Source organism: Vibrio sp. 2096, from assembly GCF_033339595.1.
GTDB classification, from domain to species: domain Bacteria; phylum Pseudomonadota; class Gammaproteobacteria; order Enterobacterales; family Vibrionaceae; genus Vibrio; species Vibrio alginolyticus.
The window spans coordinates 38,437-53,988 of the sequence record NZ_JAWOUX010000001.1 but is presented as its reverse complement, the minus strand read 5'-3'; the positions used below and the strand labels follow the sequence as shown (position 1 = coordinate 53,988).

16 protein-coding genes are annotated in these 15,552 nt (G+C 46.0%); 6 read left to right on the top strand and 10 right to left on the bottom strand.

Annotated features, from left to right (window positions below; all coding sequences use genetic code 11):
* Positions 1 to 48: 48 nt before the first annotated feature.
* The 3 genes from R7Q41_RS00290 to R7Q41_RS00280 all read right to left on the bottom strand — a co-directional run bounded on the left by R7Q41_RS00290 (position 49) and on the right by R7Q41_RS00280 (position 3,326).
* A complete protein-coding gene (locus tag R7Q41_RS00290; RefSeq protein WP_258478772.1) occupies positions 49 to 1,728 on the bottom strand; it encodes an RluA family pseudouridine synthase in 1,680 nt (559 codons plus the stop codon).
* Between the two features lie 117 nt (positions 1,729 to 1,845).
* On the bottom strand, positions 1,846 to 2,466 hold the full coding sequence (locus tag R7Q41_RS00285) for a DsbA family protein (protein ID WP_053303990.1): 621 nt from the start codon (positions 2,464 to 2,466) through the stop codon (positions 1,846 to 1,848).
* Entirely contained in the window at positions 2,460 to 3,326 is an 867-nt protein-coding gene (locus tag R7Q41_RS00280) for an MBL fold metallo-hydrolase (protein ID WP_213880272.1), read from the bottom strand. Before R7Q41_RS00280 ends, R7Q41_RS00285 begins: the two co-directional genes overlap by 7 nt.
* 126 nt (positions 3,327 to 3,452) lie before the next feature.
* On the opposite strand from R7Q41_RS00280, the gene R7Q41_RS00275 reads away from it, so the two are divergent.
* Both R7Q41_RS00275 and R7Q41_RS00270 read left to right on the top strand, forming a co-directional pair.
* Positions 3,453 to 4,340: a LysR family transcriptional regulator gene (locus R7Q41_RS00275; protein ID WP_213880274.1), complete on the top strand. Its 888-nt coding sequence runs from the start codon at positions 3,453 to 3,455 to the stop codon at positions 4,338 to 4,340.
* A gap of 94 nt (positions 4,341 to 4,434) precedes the next feature.
* Positions 4,435 to 5,238 carry a Cof-type HAD-IIB family hydrolase gene (locus R7Q41_RS00270; protein ID WP_025768751.1) on the top strand — a complete coding sequence of 268 codons (804 nt, stop codon included), beginning with the start codon at positions 4,435 to 4,437 and terminating at the stop codon, positions 5,236 to 5,238.
* Positions 5,239 to 5,333: 95 nt separating this feature from the next.
* Here the strand turns inward: R7Q41_RS00270 and R7Q41_RS00265 are convergent, their stop codons facing one another.
* The 5 genes from R7Q41_RS00265 to R7Q41_RS00245 all read right to left on the bottom strand — a co-directional run bounded on the left by R7Q41_RS00265 (position 5,334) and on the right by R7Q41_RS00245 (position 9,803).
* The gene (locus R7Q41_RS00265) at positions 5,334 to 5,738 is read right to left on the bottom strand and encodes a hypothetical protein (protein ID WP_044129611.1); all 405 of its coding nucleotides are present in this window, start codon (positions 5,736 to 5,738) and stop codon (positions 5,334 to 5,336) included.
* 9 nt (positions 5,739 to 5,747) lie between these two features.
* Entirely contained in the window at positions 5,748 to 6,845 is a 1,098-nt protein-coding gene (locus tag R7Q41_RS00260) for a GGDEF domain-containing protein (RefSeq protein WP_005383270.1), read from the bottom strand.
* Between the two features lie 5 nt (positions 6,846 to 6,850).
* Positions 6,851 to 7,306, bottom strand: a complete 456-nt coding sequence (locus R7Q41_RS00255) for a hypothetical protein (protein ID WP_005374384.1) — start codon at positions 7,304 to 7,306, stop codon at positions 6,851 to 6,853.
* Positions 7,307 to 7,751: 445 nt separating this feature from the next.
* Positions 7,752 to 8,591 (bottom strand): S-formylglutathione hydrolase, encoded by an 840-nt coding sequence (gene fghA / locus R7Q41_RS00250; RefSeq protein WP_005374382.1) that lies wholly within the window; start codon positions 8,589 to 8,591, stop codon positions 7,752 to 7,754.
* 63 nt (positions 8,592 to 8,654) lie between these two features.
* Positions 8,655 to 9,803, bottom strand: coding sequence for an S-(hydroxymethyl)glutathione dehydrogenase/class III alcohol dehydrogenase (locus tag R7Q41_RS00245; protein ID WP_017821027.1), 1,149 nt, complete (start codon positions 9,801 to 9,803; stop codon positions 8,655 to 8,657).
* A 294-nt stretch (positions 9,804 to 10,097) separates the two neighbouring features.
* Here R7Q41_RS00245 and R7Q41_RS00240 point away from each other — a divergent pair, with 294 nt between their 5' ends.
* Positions 10,098 to 10,904 carry an arylamine N-acetyltransferase family protein gene (locus R7Q41_RS00240; RefSeq protein ID WP_215810139.1) on the top strand — a complete coding sequence of 269 codons (807 nt, stop codon included), beginning with the start codon at positions 10,098 to 10,100 and terminating at the stop codon, positions 10,902 to 10,904.
* Positions 10,905 to 10,984: 80 nt separating this feature from the next.
* On the top strand, positions 10,985 to 11,857 hold the full coding sequence (locus R7Q41_RS00235) for a LysR family transcriptional regulator (RefSeq protein WP_017633836.1): 873 nt from the start codon (positions 10,985 to 10,987) through the stop codon (positions 11,855 to 11,857).
* Between the two features lie 99 nt (positions 11,858 to 11,956).
* On the opposite strand, the gene R7Q41_RS00230 is transcribed toward R7Q41_RS00235, so the two are convergent.
* Together R7Q41_RS00230 and R7Q41_RS00225 are read right to left on the bottom strand one after the other, a co-directional pair.
* On the bottom strand, positions 11,957 to 12,730 hold the full coding sequence (locus tag R7Q41_RS00230; RefSeq protein ID WP_171342385.1) for a siderophore-interacting protein: 774 nt from the start codon (positions 12,728 to 12,730) through the stop codon (positions 11,957 to 11,959).
* A gap of 177 nt (positions 12,731 to 12,907) precedes the next feature.
* Positions 12,908 to 13,492 carry a LysE family translocator gene (locus R7Q41_RS00225; protein WP_171342384.1) on the bottom strand — a complete coding sequence of 195 codons (585 nt, stop codon included), beginning with the start codon at positions 13,490 to 13,492 and terminating at the stop codon, positions 12,908 to 12,910.
* 114 nt (positions 13,493 to 13,606) lie between these two features.
* On the opposite strand from R7Q41_RS00225, the gene R7Q41_RS00220 reads away from it, so the two are divergent.
* Positions 13,607 to 14,047, top strand: coding sequence for an Lrp/AsnC family transcriptional regulator (locus R7Q41_RS00220; RefSeq protein WP_171342383.1), 441 nt, complete (start codon positions 13,607 to 13,609; stop codon positions 14,045 to 14,047).
* Between the two features lie 214 nt (positions 14,048 to 14,261).
* Positions 14,262 to 15,440, top strand: coding sequence for a lytic polysaccharide monooxygenase (locus R7Q41_RS00215; protein WP_258658527.1), 1,179 nt, complete (start codon positions 14,262 to 14,264; stop codon positions 15,438 to 15,440).
* Positions 15,441 to 15,552 lie beyond the last annotated feature (112 nt).

Here is a 15,552-nt window from a genome sequence, read left to right as displayed (position 1 = left end):
AAGGCACTGTTAGTCAGTGCCTTTTTGTTATTTAAAATCGGGAAGACGTTAGAATTCGCACTCAGCTTGGAACACCATGCGCTCTTTGCTGTATGGATGATCCAGCTCTAGCATCTCAGCATGCAGGTGTAAGCGGTTGGCTTTTTCGCCGTATAAACCATCACCAACCATCGGCATGTTTAACCCCATGTGATGAGCACTGTGTACACGTAGTTGGTGAGTACGCCCGGTTTTCGGATACATGTATACCTTGCTGCGCCCATCTTTGACTTCAATCAGTTGCCAGTAGGTTTCTGCATGTTTCCCGTGTTCAAAACACACCAGTTGACGTGGGCGGTCGTCAGGGTCACCACGCATTGGCAGTGAGATTTCCCCTTCAGGCTCGTTTAATACGCCTTCGAGCATTGCCATATAACGTTTTTTTACGCCGCGAGCCATAAACTGTTTTTGCAGACTTTTGTTCGCGCGCTTGGTTAAGGCAAACACCAAAATGCCAGAGGTCGCCATGTCGAGGCGATGAATCACAAACGGCCCTTCCACATCAGGGTACATCGCTTGTAGGCGCGTATAAGCAGAGTCCTTGATAGTTTTACCAGGCACTGAAAGTAAGCCCGAGGGCTTGTTGACGACGACCATAGCGTCGTCTTGGTAGATTATCTCCAGCTCTTTGTCTTCTGCCCAATTCTCCGCTAATGGGTTGGGTTCGACGTCCAGCCCTTGCATCATATGGCCTAAAATCGGCTGACATTTGCTGTTGCACGATGGGTAGAATTTTTTGTGTTGGCGAACTTCAGACTTTGGCGACACACCCCACCAAAATTCTGCCAGCGCCAGCGGTTTGAATTCGTGTTTAAACGCGTATTGAAGCAGTTTTGGCGCAGCACATTCCCCCGCACCTGCTGGTGGGACTGGGTTTGTGGTGTCCGCAAAAATGTCCACCAAGTCGCGTGCTTCGCCATGGTTGTTTAGAAAGCGGTATTGTTTATGCAGTTTGTGCTGCAAAGCGTTGGAGAGTGTCTTGCGCTGCTCTTTCAGATGAGCAAGTTGCTGCTCTAACTCGGCCAATCGCGCTTCTTTGATTGCAAGCTTTTCATCCCACGCTTGCTTTAAGTATTTGAGAACGTTTTTCTCGGCGACACTTTGTTTACCCAACTCATCCAACAAGATTTTGAGGTCATCGGCATTGAGCGTTTGCTCGCCCTGTTGGCGCTGTCGCTTGCGTGCTGCTCGGCCATCAATCATCACTTGGCGCTGTGTTTGCTCCTCTTGCTGATAAGCGGCTCGGTCGGCTTGGATTTGCGCTTTAAGATCCGCTAATTCCGGATTCGCGGCACAGGTTTTGTACTCCGCATTGGCGGCGTTGATGGCATCCGTTTCTGCGCGGAAGAAGCCTTCATCGGTCAGCATGTCGTACACAGGAGGGACAAATCCTGGAATCAAGTTTTGGTCAGCAATTTTGCCAGAAAACGCACTTAAAAAGCCGAGATCGCCTTGAGGGCTTTCTACTAGTAATACGCCAAACATTTTGCCTCGCCCCGTTTCTTCATTAACCAAACCAAAATCGTGTTCGAAGTCGGTTTGCGCTAATAAGTGCTGTTGCAATTGCTTTGCGGCCATAACGCAAAGAGGATGCGGCGTGTAGTAGAACGGAAACGTAAACTGCGTTGGCAATTCATAGCCAGAAATATCAGCAGTAAAACGAGTAAAACAATGTTCAGGCGAGTGCATGGTGGGTATCCGCGAGAGTAAAAAATCGAGCGAGGATTGTACCTGTTTGAGTCAGGATTGCCATGTCGGTGTTGGCACTCGCTCTTGGATTAAGAACAAGAGCGAGTGGGGAAGAGCTTATCGCAGTTTTTGTAATGCAAGCTTCCACTGTGCCGGTTTGTCGTAGTAGGCCGAGTGCGGCAAGGTCAAGTACTCGCCATTTACTTCTGCAATCAGGGTTGGATAACCACCAACGTGTAACTGTCGCATCAATTGTCGGCTAGAGCGAATTCTCTCATCTAGTTCGGCTTCGCTTAACGCCATGTTTTGCTCCCACGCATCACTTGTTAAACCTAGCGATTCTGCAATGGCTTTGAGCGTCGATGCTTCATTCACTTTTAACCCGAGCTGATAATGCGCAGATTGGATGGCCTTTAGCATGTGCCATGGATTCAGCCCCATTTTCTCCGCACTCAAGATCGCTTGTGTTGGTAGATAAGAATCAAGAACAAACGCATCTTCGCTTTTCACGCGTTGCAGATATGCTTCACCAAACGTTGCTCCGGTTTCGGTTGCGATACGAGCGTCACTGTTGATGATGTGCTGACGAAATTCAGATTCAATCGCGCGTTTCTCAATCATACCGCCGGGATGAAGCTCTACCTTAAATTGAGAGGTGTCCATCAAGGCTTCGATGAGTGGTGATGCCCCGTAGCACCAACCACACATGGGATCGAAGAAGTAATGCACGGTTACCATGACATTTCACCAGTATGCACTTTCGCACCGATTTCTAGCGCGATTGGCAATTGAGCTTCTGGGTATTTCGCTGACATGGTGTCAATGAGTTGAGCGCTGTTATTGCTGTGTTTTTTCGCTTGCTGAAAATCCTGCAAGTATTGTTGCGAGTAGCGAATGGTGTCTGCGTTCAGCTTTGAGCCTGTTTTCATGTGACCAGGAATGACCACTTGAGGTTTAAGCGCAAGCATCTCGCTAAGTTGCTGCTCCCAAGCATTGATGGCGGTTTGGTCAGCGGCATCTGCCATCCACAAATGTACGTTTGAGTACACGGCTACGTTACCTAGAATCGCTTTGTTATCTGGAATCCATAGGTAAGGGCGGTGTGCTGATGTGCCATGGTTACCACGAATTTCAATCTTATGACCTTCTAGCTCCAATGATGCTTTATCGTACGCGACAGGGATCACTGGTTTTACCGGTGCGTTTGCGCCAAGCTTTGGTCCCCAGTACGCCAGCTTTCCAGCCAACTTCTCTTTAATAATTTTTTGAACCGCAGGCGTTGTGATGATCTGCGCATCAGGGAACTGTTGGTGTAAGGCCTCTGCGCCAAAGTAGTAATCTGGGTCCGCTTGACTGATAAAAATGGTTTTAAGTGTTTTGCCTGAGTCCAGCACTTTAGCGGCAATGCGCATCGCGTCAGCTTTGGTGAATCCAGTGTCGATAATCATGGCGTCAGTCTCACCGTATACCAAGGTTGAGTTTACGTGGAAGCTGTTACCGTCGGCGTTGTAAACCTCAAGAGTAAGGGGAGAGTGGTTTGCCGCTAGAACAGGGCTTGCCATTAAAATGGATGCAGCAATCAAAGTGAATTTTTTCATAATAAGCTCCTAAAGAATTTGGGGCCAAGCGACCATGGCTTGGGAACGGGAGCTATATTAGGAAATTGATACGCTCGGAAAAATACACAATAATGTGCGTCACTATTTCTTATTTCGATCAAATGTATGGACAGAGTAACGGCAGCAAGAGTATTTGTAGATGTGGTGTATTCTGGCAGTTTTACCGCGACCGCCGAGCGGTTAGACATGTCTCGGCCAATGGTAACTCGTTATGTAGAGGCGATGGAGAACTGGCTGCAAACTCGTTTGTTACACCGCACCACGCGCAAGGTGTCCCTCACCACCGCAGGGGAGCGCAGCTTGCCTCAGATTGAGCGCTGGTTAAAACAGGCCGATACATTAACGTCGAACATTGCCGTTGATGGTGAGCTGTCCGGAAAAATCCGTCTTGCGTCTAGTACTTCATTTGGATTCTCACAGTTGATCCCCGTAGTAAACAGTTTTATGCAAAAGCACCCCAAAGTGTATATCGACATAGATCTGCAAGATTCAGTGAGTGATCTAACCGAACAACGCATCGATCTGGCGATCCGAATTGCGTCAGATCCCGATCCTTCTTTGATTGGTAAGCCGATTGCGGTGTGCGAATCGGTGTTGGTAGCATCACCGCAATATTTACAAACTCACCACGCGATCGCGCATCCGCGAGATTTATCTTCACACGACTGTTTGGGATACAAAAACTTTGAGCGTCACGTGTGGCATTTGTCTCAGGGCGACCAGTTCGAATCGGTGGGAATTGAGTGTCGCCTAACCAGCAATGAGGCCACGGCGTTATTGCATGGCGCTTTACAAGGCATGGGTATTTCGATGTTGCCAACTTACTTGAGCAATATCTATCTCAAATCGGGTCAGCTTGAGTCGGTGTTGCCGGATTGGAAGCCAAATGATCTCAACATTTACGCGCTGTATTCATCACGTAAACACTTGTCTCCTGCGGTGAGAGCTTTCATCGATCACAGTGAAGATTACTTTAAACAGCATCCTTGGTAATAGCGAAAGGCGTCGTCATCCCGACTTGAGATTCATACAAGATCCTGTACCTTACATGGATATATTTTCGCAGCGTCATTTAGAGTTTTAGTTAATGTCACAAGTTCGCATCAAATTTATTGCTTCCGATATGGATGGCACATTGCTTGACCAATACGGTCGTTTGGATCCGGAGTTTTTCGATCTGTTTTTGCAACTGGAAGAGCAAGGTATTTTGTTTTCCGCTGCGTCTGGTCGTCAGTATTACAGTCTGCGAGACACGTTCGCGCCAATCAAAGACAGACTGTTGTATGTGGCTGAAAACGGCACCTTGGTGATGTACCAAGACAAAGAGCTCTACAGTTGCACCATTCCTAAAGCGGAAGTGGCGGAGATTGTGAAAGCGGCTCGTGAAATTGACGGAGCGAACATCGTATTGTGTGGCAAGCGCTCGGCGTACATCGAAACGCATGATCAGCAATCGCTGGAAGAATTTCAAAAGTACTACCACCGCTGTGAATATGTGCCGGATTTGCTTGAGGTCGAAGACGAGTTTATTAAGGTAGCAATTTGTCACTTTGACGGTTCGGAAGAGCTCCTGTTCCCGACCATGAATACGAAGTTTGGCGCAACGCATAAAGTCGTAGTGAGCGCAAAAATTTGGCTGGATGTGATGAATGCCGAGGCGTCTAAAGGCGCGGCCATTCAGCACCTTCAAGAGACGATGAATTTTACTCCGGCAGAAACAATGACGTTTGGTGATTACCTCAATGACCTTGAAATGCTGCAAGTCAGTGAGCATTCGTACGCGGTTGCCAACGCGCACGAAGAGATTAAGAAAATTGCTCGTTATTCTGCGCCAAGCAACCAAGAGGCTGGGGTACTCAAAGTGATTAAAGAGAAAGTGTTAGCGAAGTAACGCTCATTTTTTCGATGTTATTTTCTTCTTCACGTAAAAAGCCCCGCATACACTGCGGGGCTTTGTTTTTTTGGGGGGGAGTAATGTTCCCGTTTTTAGCGTACGTACTTGGCGGTTGCGCTGACTAAAAAGTGTTGCAATTTCCCGTCTGATTTTGGCACCCACAAGTCGTTATGATAATGGTAAATACGGCCATTGACGGTCACAGACAAGGTATTATCACCCGTTTGCTCCATGCGAATAAACTGATCCGAAGTGACCAAAAACGGCTCTTGCTCTTCAATGCTCTGGCCCGTTGCCAATACGAAGTAGCCGAATCGGTTGCCAGCATCCGGATCGGTTGAGTAGATTCGATGCCCAACTAGGCTATAGTCGTCGTTGAGTGCCTGTTCAAGCGTTTTTTGCCCGATGGTTTCGTGCGATGGAATAAATACCCAAGCCAACACACCTGCCGCAATGACTGCCAGTAGAAGCAGTACTTGCATGAACTTTCTCATCATATATACCGTTTAACGTTGAAATTTCATTTTGTACATGCGCTTATCCGCTATGCTGATAAGAAAGTCAACATTGTCACTGTCTTTAGGGTATTGCGCTAAGCCCATGCTCGTTGAAAGTGTTGAGACTTTATCGGAGTTTAATATTTGTGCATCAAAGACGGTATTTATCTGCTCACGTACGTTCTCTTCATTGAGATGTTCACCTTCAAGGATAACCGCGAACTCATCTCCTCCCATGCGATAAACAGTAAAATCATTGAGTGCCATAGAATTAAGCCGCCTAGCGATTTCCCGCAGTACAGTGTCGCCAACTTGGTGTCCGTGTGTGTCGTTGACTTCTTTAAAACCATTTAAATCTAGAATCCAGAGAGAAAAGGGCCTTTTTTCTTGAGTAAATTTGTTTAGGGTAATGAATAGTGCATTGCGGTTCCCTAGGTTCGTCAAAGGGTCGCTGAGCGCCAATTTTCTATGAAAATGGGATTCACGATAAAAGAAATAAGTTAGAGAGATAATCGACAAAACGAACGTCGCAAACAACATATATTGTGCTTGCATTAAGCGCTGGGTTTGACCTTTTTGTGCTTCATAAGCTTTACTGCTTAGACGGAAGTTTTGATTAACGAAGTCTATTAAGCCTAAATATAGTGTTTGAGTTGAACGATAAAATGCAGCAGCAGCTTGGCTGTCACCTGTTCTAGCTTCTACTAGTTGTTTTTCTAGCTCTTTGAACTCTTCAAAAAGGTTAATGAAGTAAAGGTGCATGTTGTTCCGAGAAAAGAACTTATTGGCTTTCGTGCTACTGGTCAATAAGTCAAAGCGACTCCACGCTAACTCGTATTGAAGCTCTGCACCATCAATATTCAATACGTTTTCATCTAACCGTCTGGCCTCGCCGACAAGTTCTGATAGTTCTTTGGAGAGTTGGAATAAAAACCAAGTCGCTTGTTTTTGTTCGTTATTAAAATTTTGTGAGAGTGAACGTGTTTGCTGTAAAAGCACGACATTCGCGAGAAGCAAAGAAACGGCAAACACCACCAGCAGCATTTTGCTGGTGGTAGAATATTGCAATATTCTTTGTTTCTTAGAATAGGGTTCTGATAACTTCATTCTTATTATTTTTCTTTTATTTCATTTACTTGCCATACCATTTGCGCATGATATTTATTGTAGTTTAGCTCTGGATAGAGATTGAGTGGATATATCACCCAGAAAGGGCCTTTATTCCTGACTTTTATGTAATTCTGATCTTGTTGATAAGCCAGTATTGGTTGATATCGAAGAATATCTTGTCGGGACAATGTCGAGTGATAGTCGTTTAAGCTGCTGATATCAACCTGCTCTGGTACCTTTCCGTAGACGTGTGTAAGAAGCGTGCTGAGTTTAACGCCTAAAAACTCTGACGAGGCAGGAAGCCAAGGCAATGTCATCGTGTAGCTAGTGGTAGGTAAAGCTTGGATCTCTTCCAGTTCCAGTATGACACTAGGCTGCTGGCTACTACTAAATACGATCGTATTTGCAGACAAGAATGGCGCAACAAAAAACAGACCTAGCGCGACTATCTTTTTCATCATATGCCCTTTTGAGTTTTATTCTTTTTTCTTAGCTAGGACAAAGGTGCTAGCGGTAATTTATTTATAATTATAGAGCCAACCGGATGAGATTTTATAATACGTTATGTTTCAAAAATAACTGTCGGTTTACGTCACGTCAAGGTTATTAAGTTGCTTCTCAATTAAAAGCTCAGAGTCTTGGGATGATGGTAGAGTTTCGTAATGATTTCGCGGTATTTAATTACTTTTTAGTGCAACTTTGTATCATTTTTAATAAAGATACTGTGTCGAAAATGAGAATTTAATAAGGCGAGAAATGGGACGTCGAATTTGTTCTTAAGTTACATTATTTTACATATTTAAATCATCGATATTCAGATATGTATTTGTTAGTACGTAAAGAAAATAAAGTCACCTAGTTTTGGTGACTTTATTTTTTATTTCATGAGCTTACTTAAATTAACTATGCAAACAAATATTTTGCATGGAAGTTGAGGTGCTCTTCAATAAAGCTTGAGATGAAGTAATAGCTATGGTCATAGCCTGGTTGCATTCTCAAGGTTAGGTTTGAATCGTGTATTTTTGCCGCAGCAATCAGCGCTTCCGGTCTAAGCTGCTCATTTAAAAAGCCATCAGCATCACCTTGATCAACCAAAATTGGTAATGGTGATTGTTGTTGTTTTAGAAGTTCACTTGCATCGTATTGCTTCCAGCTTTCAAGCTCCTTGCCTAAGTAAGCAGTAAAGGCTTTTTGTCCCCAAGGGCATTGCATTGGGTTACTGATTGGACTGAACGCTGAAATAGAACGGTACTGTTCTGAATTTTTCAGACCAATGGTGAGCGCTCCGTGGCCGCCCATGCTGTGACCCGAAATCGACTTCACGTCAGAGACTGGGAAGTTACTTTCGATGATCGCAGGCAACTCCTCAGTCACATAGTCGTACATACAGTAATGCAGTGACCAAGGTGCTTGCGTCGCATTAAGGTAAAAGCCAGCTCCTTTTCCTAGGTCATAGCTTTCGTCGTCAGCGATACCTTCGCCTCTCGGACTTGTGTCTGGTGCAATGATCGCAATGCCAAGCTCGGCTGCCATACGAAATGCGCCCGCTTTCTGCATAAAGTTTTCATCGGTACACGTTAAACCAGAGAGCCAGTATAGCGCGGGTACGGGATTCGATTTCGTTGCGTTAGGTGGCAAGAATATCGCGAAGCGCATGGTGCAGTTTAGGGCATTGGATTCGTGTGTATATTGCTTGTGCCAACCGCCAAACACTTTGGCTTGGCTTACATTTTCAATGGTCATGAATAAACTCTCTAATTAGCAGAAGGAATTCAGGCTCCCCCAAAAGGAGAGCCTGACGCAGCATTATTGATCCATATGGATAACTGTTCGGATGCTCTTACCTTCATGCATCAGATCAAACGCTTTGTTGACGTCTGCTAATCCCATTGTGTGGGTAATGAACTCCTGTAAGCCGAACTCACCAGCCATGTAACGGTTCACGATTTCTGGAAGCTCAGAGCGGCCTTTAACGCCACCGAAAGCGCTGCCACGCCATACGCGACCAGTTACTAGTTGGAACGGACGAGTTGAGATCTCTTGACCTGCACCCGCAACACCGATGATGACTGACTCACCCCAACCTTTGTGACAGCACTCAAGTGCTTGACGCATCACGTTTACGTTACCGATACACTCGAATGAGTAGTCAACACCACCGTCTGTCATTTCAACAATCACTTCTTGGATTGGCTTGTCGAATTTTTGTGGGTTGATGCAATCAGTTGCACCAAGTTGTTTCGCTAGGTCGAATTTGCTTTCGTTGATGTCTACACCGATGATGCGGCTGGCACCAGCCATGCGAGCACCGATGATTGCAGAAAGACCGATACCGCCTAGACCAAAGATTGCCACTGTGTCGCCTTTTTCAACTTTAGCTGTGTTTAATACCGCACCCATACCAGTGGTTACGCCACAACCTAGAAGACAAACTTCTTCAAGTGGTGCTTCTTTGTTTACTTTCGCTAGTGAGATTTCTGGAAGAACCGTGTACTCAGAGAAAGTAGAACAACCCATGTAGTGGAAGATAGTTTCGCCGTTGATAGAGAATCGGCTTGTGCCATCTGGCATTAGGCCTTTACCTTGAGTTTCACGAACGGCCTGACATAGGTTCGTTTTGCCAGATTTACAGAACTTACACTCACCACATTCAGCAGTGTAAAGTGGGATAACGTGGTCGCCAACTTCAACGCTTGTTACGCCTTCGCCAACCATTTCAACGATACCGCCACCTTCGTGGCCAAGGATTGAAGGGAAGATACCTTCTGGATCGTCACCTGATAGTGTGAATGCGTCAGTGTGACAAACACCAGTTGCTACGATGCGTACTAGCACTTCACCAGCTTTTGGAAGTTGTACATCAACTTCTTCCATCTTAAGCGGCTCCCCTGCAGCCCAAGCGACCATTGCTTTTGATTTTATGTGAGTTTGACCAGGTTTGATTTCAAGCGACATTGGATGTTTCCTTTATATTTTCAGTATATGGAGTGACGTAATAAGCGTAGTTAAGGTTTGCTTACCGCGCTGCGTCGTTTTGTTGGTGCTCATTTTAGGTGTTTCAGTAAAAATGATAATCCGTCCATTTTGAAAATGATTTTTACATATACGTAATAATGTTAAAGTGAGTGGACAACAAGAGTGTGATGCCTCCTCAAAACAGAAGGGAAAACGGAAAAGGCGATTGACCTGAGGTTAGGTAGAGGGACTAGAGTAGAAAACAATCAACCCATCAGCTAAGTAAGAGTGATTATGAATAAGACGGTTCTGAGTGCCTATTTAACCAAGCTAGGCTTGCCTAGTGAATTGCCCGCCGATTTGGAGTCATTGCACAGAATTCACGTGGCGCAGCATCGTTGCCTGCCGTTTGAGAATTTTGACATCGCATTGCAGCGAGGCGTCTCTGTTGAGATTGAAGATATTATTCAAAAAACCGTGTACCACTCTCGCGGTGGTTACTGCTTTGAATTAAATGGTTTAATGCTTGATGTGCTCAACACTCTTGGGTTTGAAGCGCGAAGTTTGCTAGGGCGTGTACATGTGTCTGGTACACCAACAGGTCGTAGTCATCAAATCACGTTAGTGACGTTAGAGGAACAAACATGGATTGTCGATGTGGGTTTTGGCTCCAATACCCCTCGAGCGCCATTGCCATTTATCCTTGACCAAGTGATTCAGACGGATTTACAAACCTTCCGTTTTGTCAAAGATGCTCAGTTTGGTTATTTCCTCCAAGTGCTTTCAACCGATGGAACGGACACGTGGAACAATCTATACAGCTTTGACCTAGAGTTTGTGTTTGCTGGTGACATTGCATGTAGCAACTTCTTTACCTCGACTTCGCCTAATTCGCGTTTTACTAGCGCAAGAGTCGCTGCTAGAGCGACAGAAAGTGGGTTGGTGACGCTGCTTAACTACACACTCAGATGCACCAATCATGAAGAGCTAACAGAAATAGAGCTAGAGCCAGGTCAAGCCTACCTGGATGCGTTGAAAGAATATTTTGGTATTGAGCTTGATGCGCAATACGACGATCTTCGTCCGTTACCTGACGCGTAAAGTTTTCCCGTTTTCAAAGCGTAGCTCGACGAGAACAATGTAATCACTATTTGTCTAGAAGAGGTCGACAGGAATACAGCATGGCGAATTGGGAAGGAGTCAGCGAGTTTGTTGCCGTAGCGGAAACTAACAGCTTTACAGCTGCCGCGGCTAAACTGAAAACGTCAGTGGCACAAATCAGTCGCCGCGTATCGGCACTGGAAGAGCGTCTTGCGGTTAAGTTACTGCATCGCACGACGCGAAAAGTTTCTCTGTCTGAAGCTGGACAGCTTTATTATCAGCAGTGCAAACACTTGGTCGAAGGGCTAGAACTGGCTGAGCTTGCTGTAACGCAAATGCAAACCGAACCGCGAGGTTTGCTGCGTGTGACAGCGCCTGTGACCTATGGGGAAATGAACCTCGCACCGCTCTTGCATCAGTTTTTGGAGAAATACCCGCGTGTGGACCTCGATTTAGTTCTGACCAATCAAAAACTGGATTTGATAGAGCAAGGGGTAGACGTGGCGATTCGTCTTGGCCGCCTGCAAGATTCCAGCATGATCGCAAAGCGTCTTTCGTCGCGTCAAAATTACGTGTGTGCTAGCCCTATGTATTTGGAGCGATTTGGCGAGCCTCACACATTATCCGAACTGGCTCGACATCAGTGCCTAGTTGGTTCGGTCGATTATTGGCATTTTAAGGAAAATAAACGCGATAAGTCTTTGCGTGTGTCGGGGAGGATTAAATGCAATAGTGGTTTTGCGCTAATGGGCGCCGCCAAGCGTGGTTTGGGTTTAGTGCAGTTGCCGGACTATTACGTTCAAGAAGCTCTAGATAACGGTGAGCTAGTCGAGGTGCTGACCGATTACCGAGATGACCGTGAAGGCATTTGGGCACTGTATCCACAAAGCCGAAATTTATCGCCCAAAGTGAGGTTGTTGATCGACTTTTTAGCGCAGGAACTAGCGGATTAGAGTTTTCATGAACTTTAATACAACTGAAGTCGCTAAAACGCCCGGTGATGCCGGGCGTTTTTATTAGGATGAGAGCTGGAATCGAAAAGACATGAATCACTATTGGTTGGATTCCGCGTCTTCACGTTTAATCACTTTGTGCCCATCTTCAGACACGCCTTTTTTCCAATAGCTGCTGATGTAGATATTCTCGCGATCGACTTCTTTTTCGTTGCGGAAATATTGGCGCAGCGCGCGCATTGAATCGAACTCACACGCACACCATACCGAAGCGTTACCATCTAACCATTCCAGTTCGCGAACGCTATCAGCCAAGGTTTGCTGTTCAGTTAGCCAAATCAACTCCATGCCTGCTGGCGAGTGTAGGGGTTGGATGTCGTCTGGAGACATCACGCTGATCACAGCGTAGCCTTTGGCCTCTTCTGGCAGCGTACGAATTTTCGCAGAAAGCGCTGGAAGTGCGGTCATATCGGCAGCCATGAAGAACCAATCCGCCTCCGTATTTAAGTTGGAGATGCTACCTGGCCCTACGATGCTGATCGTGTCGCCTTTTTGCGCGGCCATTGCCCAACGTGCGGCAAATCCGCATTGCAGATCTTGCGTTACGTGTCGGACGAAATCCACTTCGATTGAACTGGTTTCTGGATGAAAGCGTCGAATTGTATAGGTGCGCATGATTGGTCGGTCGTCTTCTGACAGGATGCTCAGATCCGCGCCGCCCATATCGTTAAACAGTAATTTGATGTAACTGCCTTCGCAGTCACGAGGAAAGTGGCTCAGCGCCTCACCTTGCAAGGTAATGCGCTGCATGTTTGGAGTGATGGTTTCTGTGTCTGTGACAACAAGCGTTTTAGGTTGAGGCTTCTTTTTCATTGTTACTTTACTCGATAATTATTCTCTTTCTCATTTAAAGATTATCAAGTTCCCTAACAAGAGGGTAGCGTCTTTAAACAAATTTACACTGTGAATTAACGCCAAAGCCTCAAGCAAAATGCAGTATCTGTCCTTTCCCAATTACGTAAAGTGAGTCGTTTTTAACCCCAAATAGACTTATATCATTGGAATCGTAGACAAAAGCAACAGCGCAGCCATGCTGTAGTTGAACCCCTTAACGCGTTTATCGGTGGTCAACCAACGCTGCAATTGCATACCTGCCGCCGTCCAAAATGTTACCGATGGCAAGTTAGCTAAGCAGAAGATACCGGCGATAAAAGTCTGTTCGAGCCATGCACCGCCACTGCTGTATACCGTAATGGCCGTCAACGCCATCGACCAACCCTTCGGGTTCACCCATTGGAATGCGACAGCCCCTAAAAAAGACATTGGGCGAAAATCGTGTTTTGCTTCGGTTTTGTCGCTGGTGGCGATTTTGTACGTCAAGTACAGCAAATAACTCAAGCTCAATACTTTCAAAATGGAGTGGGTTAGCGGGTAGGCATGGAACAGGCTCATCAAGCCAATACCCACCAAAATTAGCATGGCACCAAAGCCGAAGGTAATGCCCAACATGTGTGGGATAGTGCGTTTAAAGCCGACATTTGCCCCTGAGGTCATCAACATAATGTTATTGGGACCCGGCGTAAAAGTGGAGACAAAAGCGAACAACGCCAAAGCACCCAGTTGATGATATTCCATAGATTGTTCCTTGAATCAGTTCTCGATAAGTTGAGAACAACTATAAGTAGAACTGAGGTCAATATTGTGCTTTTATTTGATGATTAGAAACTAAATAAGCAATGAAACATCATCATGGATAGATTTGACGAAAGAATATTGCAAGTGCTCAAACGAGACGGAAGAATCTCCAATGTGGAGCTGTCGGAACGCGTTGGTTTATCTCCGTCTGCAACCTTACGCCGAGTGCATGATTTAGAGCGTAAAGGCGTGATCAAAGGCTACCGAGCAGTACTGGATAATCAGCAACTTGGCGTGGGTTTTGTCGCTTATGTGTCGATTGGTTTGGCCTCGCACTCTAAGCAGGCACAGCTGGGTTTCGAAGAGCATGTGCGTTTTGTAAACGAGGTGGTGGAATGTCACAACATTACGGGATCTAACGAATATCTCATACGCGTAGAGACGCAAAATCTCGCCGCTTATAAAGCGTTCCATGCTGATGTGTTGGGTGAGTGCGAACACGTCAAGTCGATCACAACGATGGTGGTGATGGACACACCAAAAGACGAGCGATAGCCAAACGAGGGTGACAGTTTTTGTGGCACATGAATTTGAAGTGACTCGAAAGAGTCAGTCGAGTATGAGAATGGTTCACAACAAATGCTGGAAAGCAGATGGCACTCTTACAATTTCCATATTTATTCTCACCTTCTAAATAATCCCATCCTGCTAGTTTTGCTTAAACCGCTTGTGTTTCAGAGCGGCGAGTCAGCAAAATTAAGGATGCACGATGAAATCACATGTAACACTTCCTCTTTTGAGCTTAAGCGCTGTTGCCGCATTGAGCTCATTTAACGTCAACGCCCACGGCTGGGTAGAGTTTCCAAATGCTCGTCAAAATACGTGTTATTTAGACGGTGGCTTTTGGACCAACGAGATCCCTAACCAAGCGTGTAAAGCGGCTTTTGAAGAATCTGGTGCGTACCCGTTTGTGCAACGCAGCGAAATTGCAGCAAACGTACCAAATTACCGAGATATGGAGCATGTGAAAGCCGTGGTTCGCGACGGTGAGCTATGTTCTGCTGGCGATGCCGCTAAGAAAGGCTTGAACTTTCCTTCTCCAAACTGGCAGCGCACCAATGTTACGCCAGATGCAAATAACCAGATTGAATTGGTGTTTTACGGCAAAGCGCCGCACAACCCATCGTACTGGGAATTCTATCTCACCAAGCCAACTTATGATGATTCAAAGCCTCTTACTTGGAGTGATTTAGAGCTGATCGACACCGCAGGTGATGTGTATGTTGATGCGGAAAAACGCTACCGTATTCAGGTGACTTTCCCTGCTGATCGTTCCGGCGATGCGGTGCTTTATACTCGTTGGCAGCGCATTGATGTTGCTGGGGAAGGTTTCTACAACTGTAGTGACATTACGTTAAACGGAACAGGCACGACGCCACCGACTGACCCTGTTGATCCAACCGAACCGGGCAATAATCTGACATCTCTAGGCTACTTTGTTCAGCAAGGTTTCGGACCAGTAGAAGCGGGTGACACCATTCGTTTTCGTACGTTTAATGCGACAGGCAATGAAATTGTCGATATTTTACTACCAATCAGTGCAAACAATACGGCGACTTGGGCGGCAGAAATTGCGGATCAATTTAATGCGCAGCAAACGGGCGATTGGTACGTGGGCATTTGGCATCAAGAGATGAGCCACTACATGTTCGATAGTAACAACGTGAATGCGAACCAAGTATTAGCGCCAAGCGCAGACTTCAGTTATGCGTTGTCACTGATCAAAGCGGATGTACCGCCACCAGTTGAACCAACCAACTTGTGGGACAAGACGGCTGTTTACGACCAAGGTGATGTGGTGACACACAATGGTAAAGAATGGACTGCCCAATGGTGGACGTCTGGTGAGGAACCAGGCACAACGGGTCAATGGGATGTATGGCGTTAAGCCAGTTATTTGGGCCCTGAACAGTAAAACCCTTCTCATGTGAGAAGGGTTTGTTTTTTCAGTCTAAAACGATCACTTTGGTTGAGTGGTTGTCTTGAAAATCAGAGCACAT

What these genes read in the sequence shown, in the direction of transcription:
- R7Q41_RS00225 (WP_171342384.1), bottom strand. Translation starts at nt 13,492, where the DNA reads ATGGAATATCATCAACTGGGTGCTTTGGCGTTGTTCGCTTTTGTCTCC.
- R7Q41_RS00215 (WP_258658527.1), top strand. Translation starts at nt 14,262, where the DNA reads ATGAAATCACATGTAACACTTCCTCTTTTGAGCTTAAGCGCTGTTGCC.
- R7Q41_RS00290 (WP_258478772.1), bottom strand. Translation starts at nt 1,728, where the DNA reads ATGCACTCGCCTGAACATTGTTTTACTCGTTTTACTGCTGATATTTCT.
- R7Q41_RS00285 (WP_053303990.1), bottom strand. Translation starts at nt 2,466, where the DNA reads ATGGTAACCGTGCATTACTTCTTCGATCCCATGTGTGGTTGGTGCTAC.
- R7Q41_RS00220 (WP_171342383.1), top strand. Translation starts at nt 13,607, where the DNA reads ATGGATAGATTTGACGAAAGAATATTGCAAGTGCTCAAACGAGACGGA.
- R7Q41_RS00270 (WP_025768751.1), top strand. Translation starts at nt 4,435, where the DNA reads ATGTCACAAGTTCGCATCAAATTTATTGCTTCCGATATGGATGGCACA.
- R7Q41_RS00260 (WP_005383270.1), bottom strand. Translation starts at nt 6,845, where the DNA reads ATGAAGTTATCAGAACCCTATTCTAAGAAACAAAGAATATTGCAATAT.
- R7Q41_RS00275 (WP_213880274.1), top strand. Translation starts at nt 3,453, where the DNA reads ATGGACAGAGTAACGGCAGCAAGAGTATTTGTAGATGTGGTGTATTCT.
- R7Q41_RS00235 (WP_017633836.1), top strand. Translation starts at nt 10,985, where the DNA reads ATGGCGAATTGGGAAGGAGTCAGCGAGTTTGTTGCCGTAGCGGAAACT.
- fghA (WP_005374382.1), bottom strand. Translation starts at nt 8,591, where the DNA reads ATGACCATTGAAAATGTAAGCCAAGCCAAAGTGTTTGGCGGTTGGCAC.
- R7Q41_RS00265 (WP_044129611.1), bottom strand. Translation starts at nt 5,738, where the DNA reads ATGATGAGAAAGTTCATGCAAGTACTGCTTCTACTGGCAGTCATTGCG.
- R7Q41_RS00230 (WP_171342385.1), bottom strand. Translation starts at nt 12,730, where the DNA reads ATGAAAAAGAAGCCTCAACCTAAAACGCTTGTTGTCACAGACACAGAA.
- R7Q41_RS00240 (WP_215810139.1), top strand. Translation starts at nt 10,098, where the DNA reads ATGAATAAGACGGTTCTGAGTGCCTATTTAACCAAGCTAGGCTTGCCT.
- R7Q41_RS00255 (WP_005374384.1), bottom strand. Translation starts at nt 7,306, where the DNA reads ATGAAAAAGATAGTCGCGCTAGGTCTGTTTTTTGTTGCGCCATTCTTG.
- R7Q41_RS00280 (WP_213880272.1), bottom strand. Translation starts at nt 3,326, where the DNA reads ATGAAAAAATTCACTTTGATTGCTGCATCCATTTTAATGGCAAGCCCT.
- R7Q41_RS00245 (WP_017821027.1), bottom strand. Translation starts at nt 9,803, where the DNA reads ATGTCGCTTGAAATCAAACCTGGTCAAACTCACATAAAATCAAAAGCA.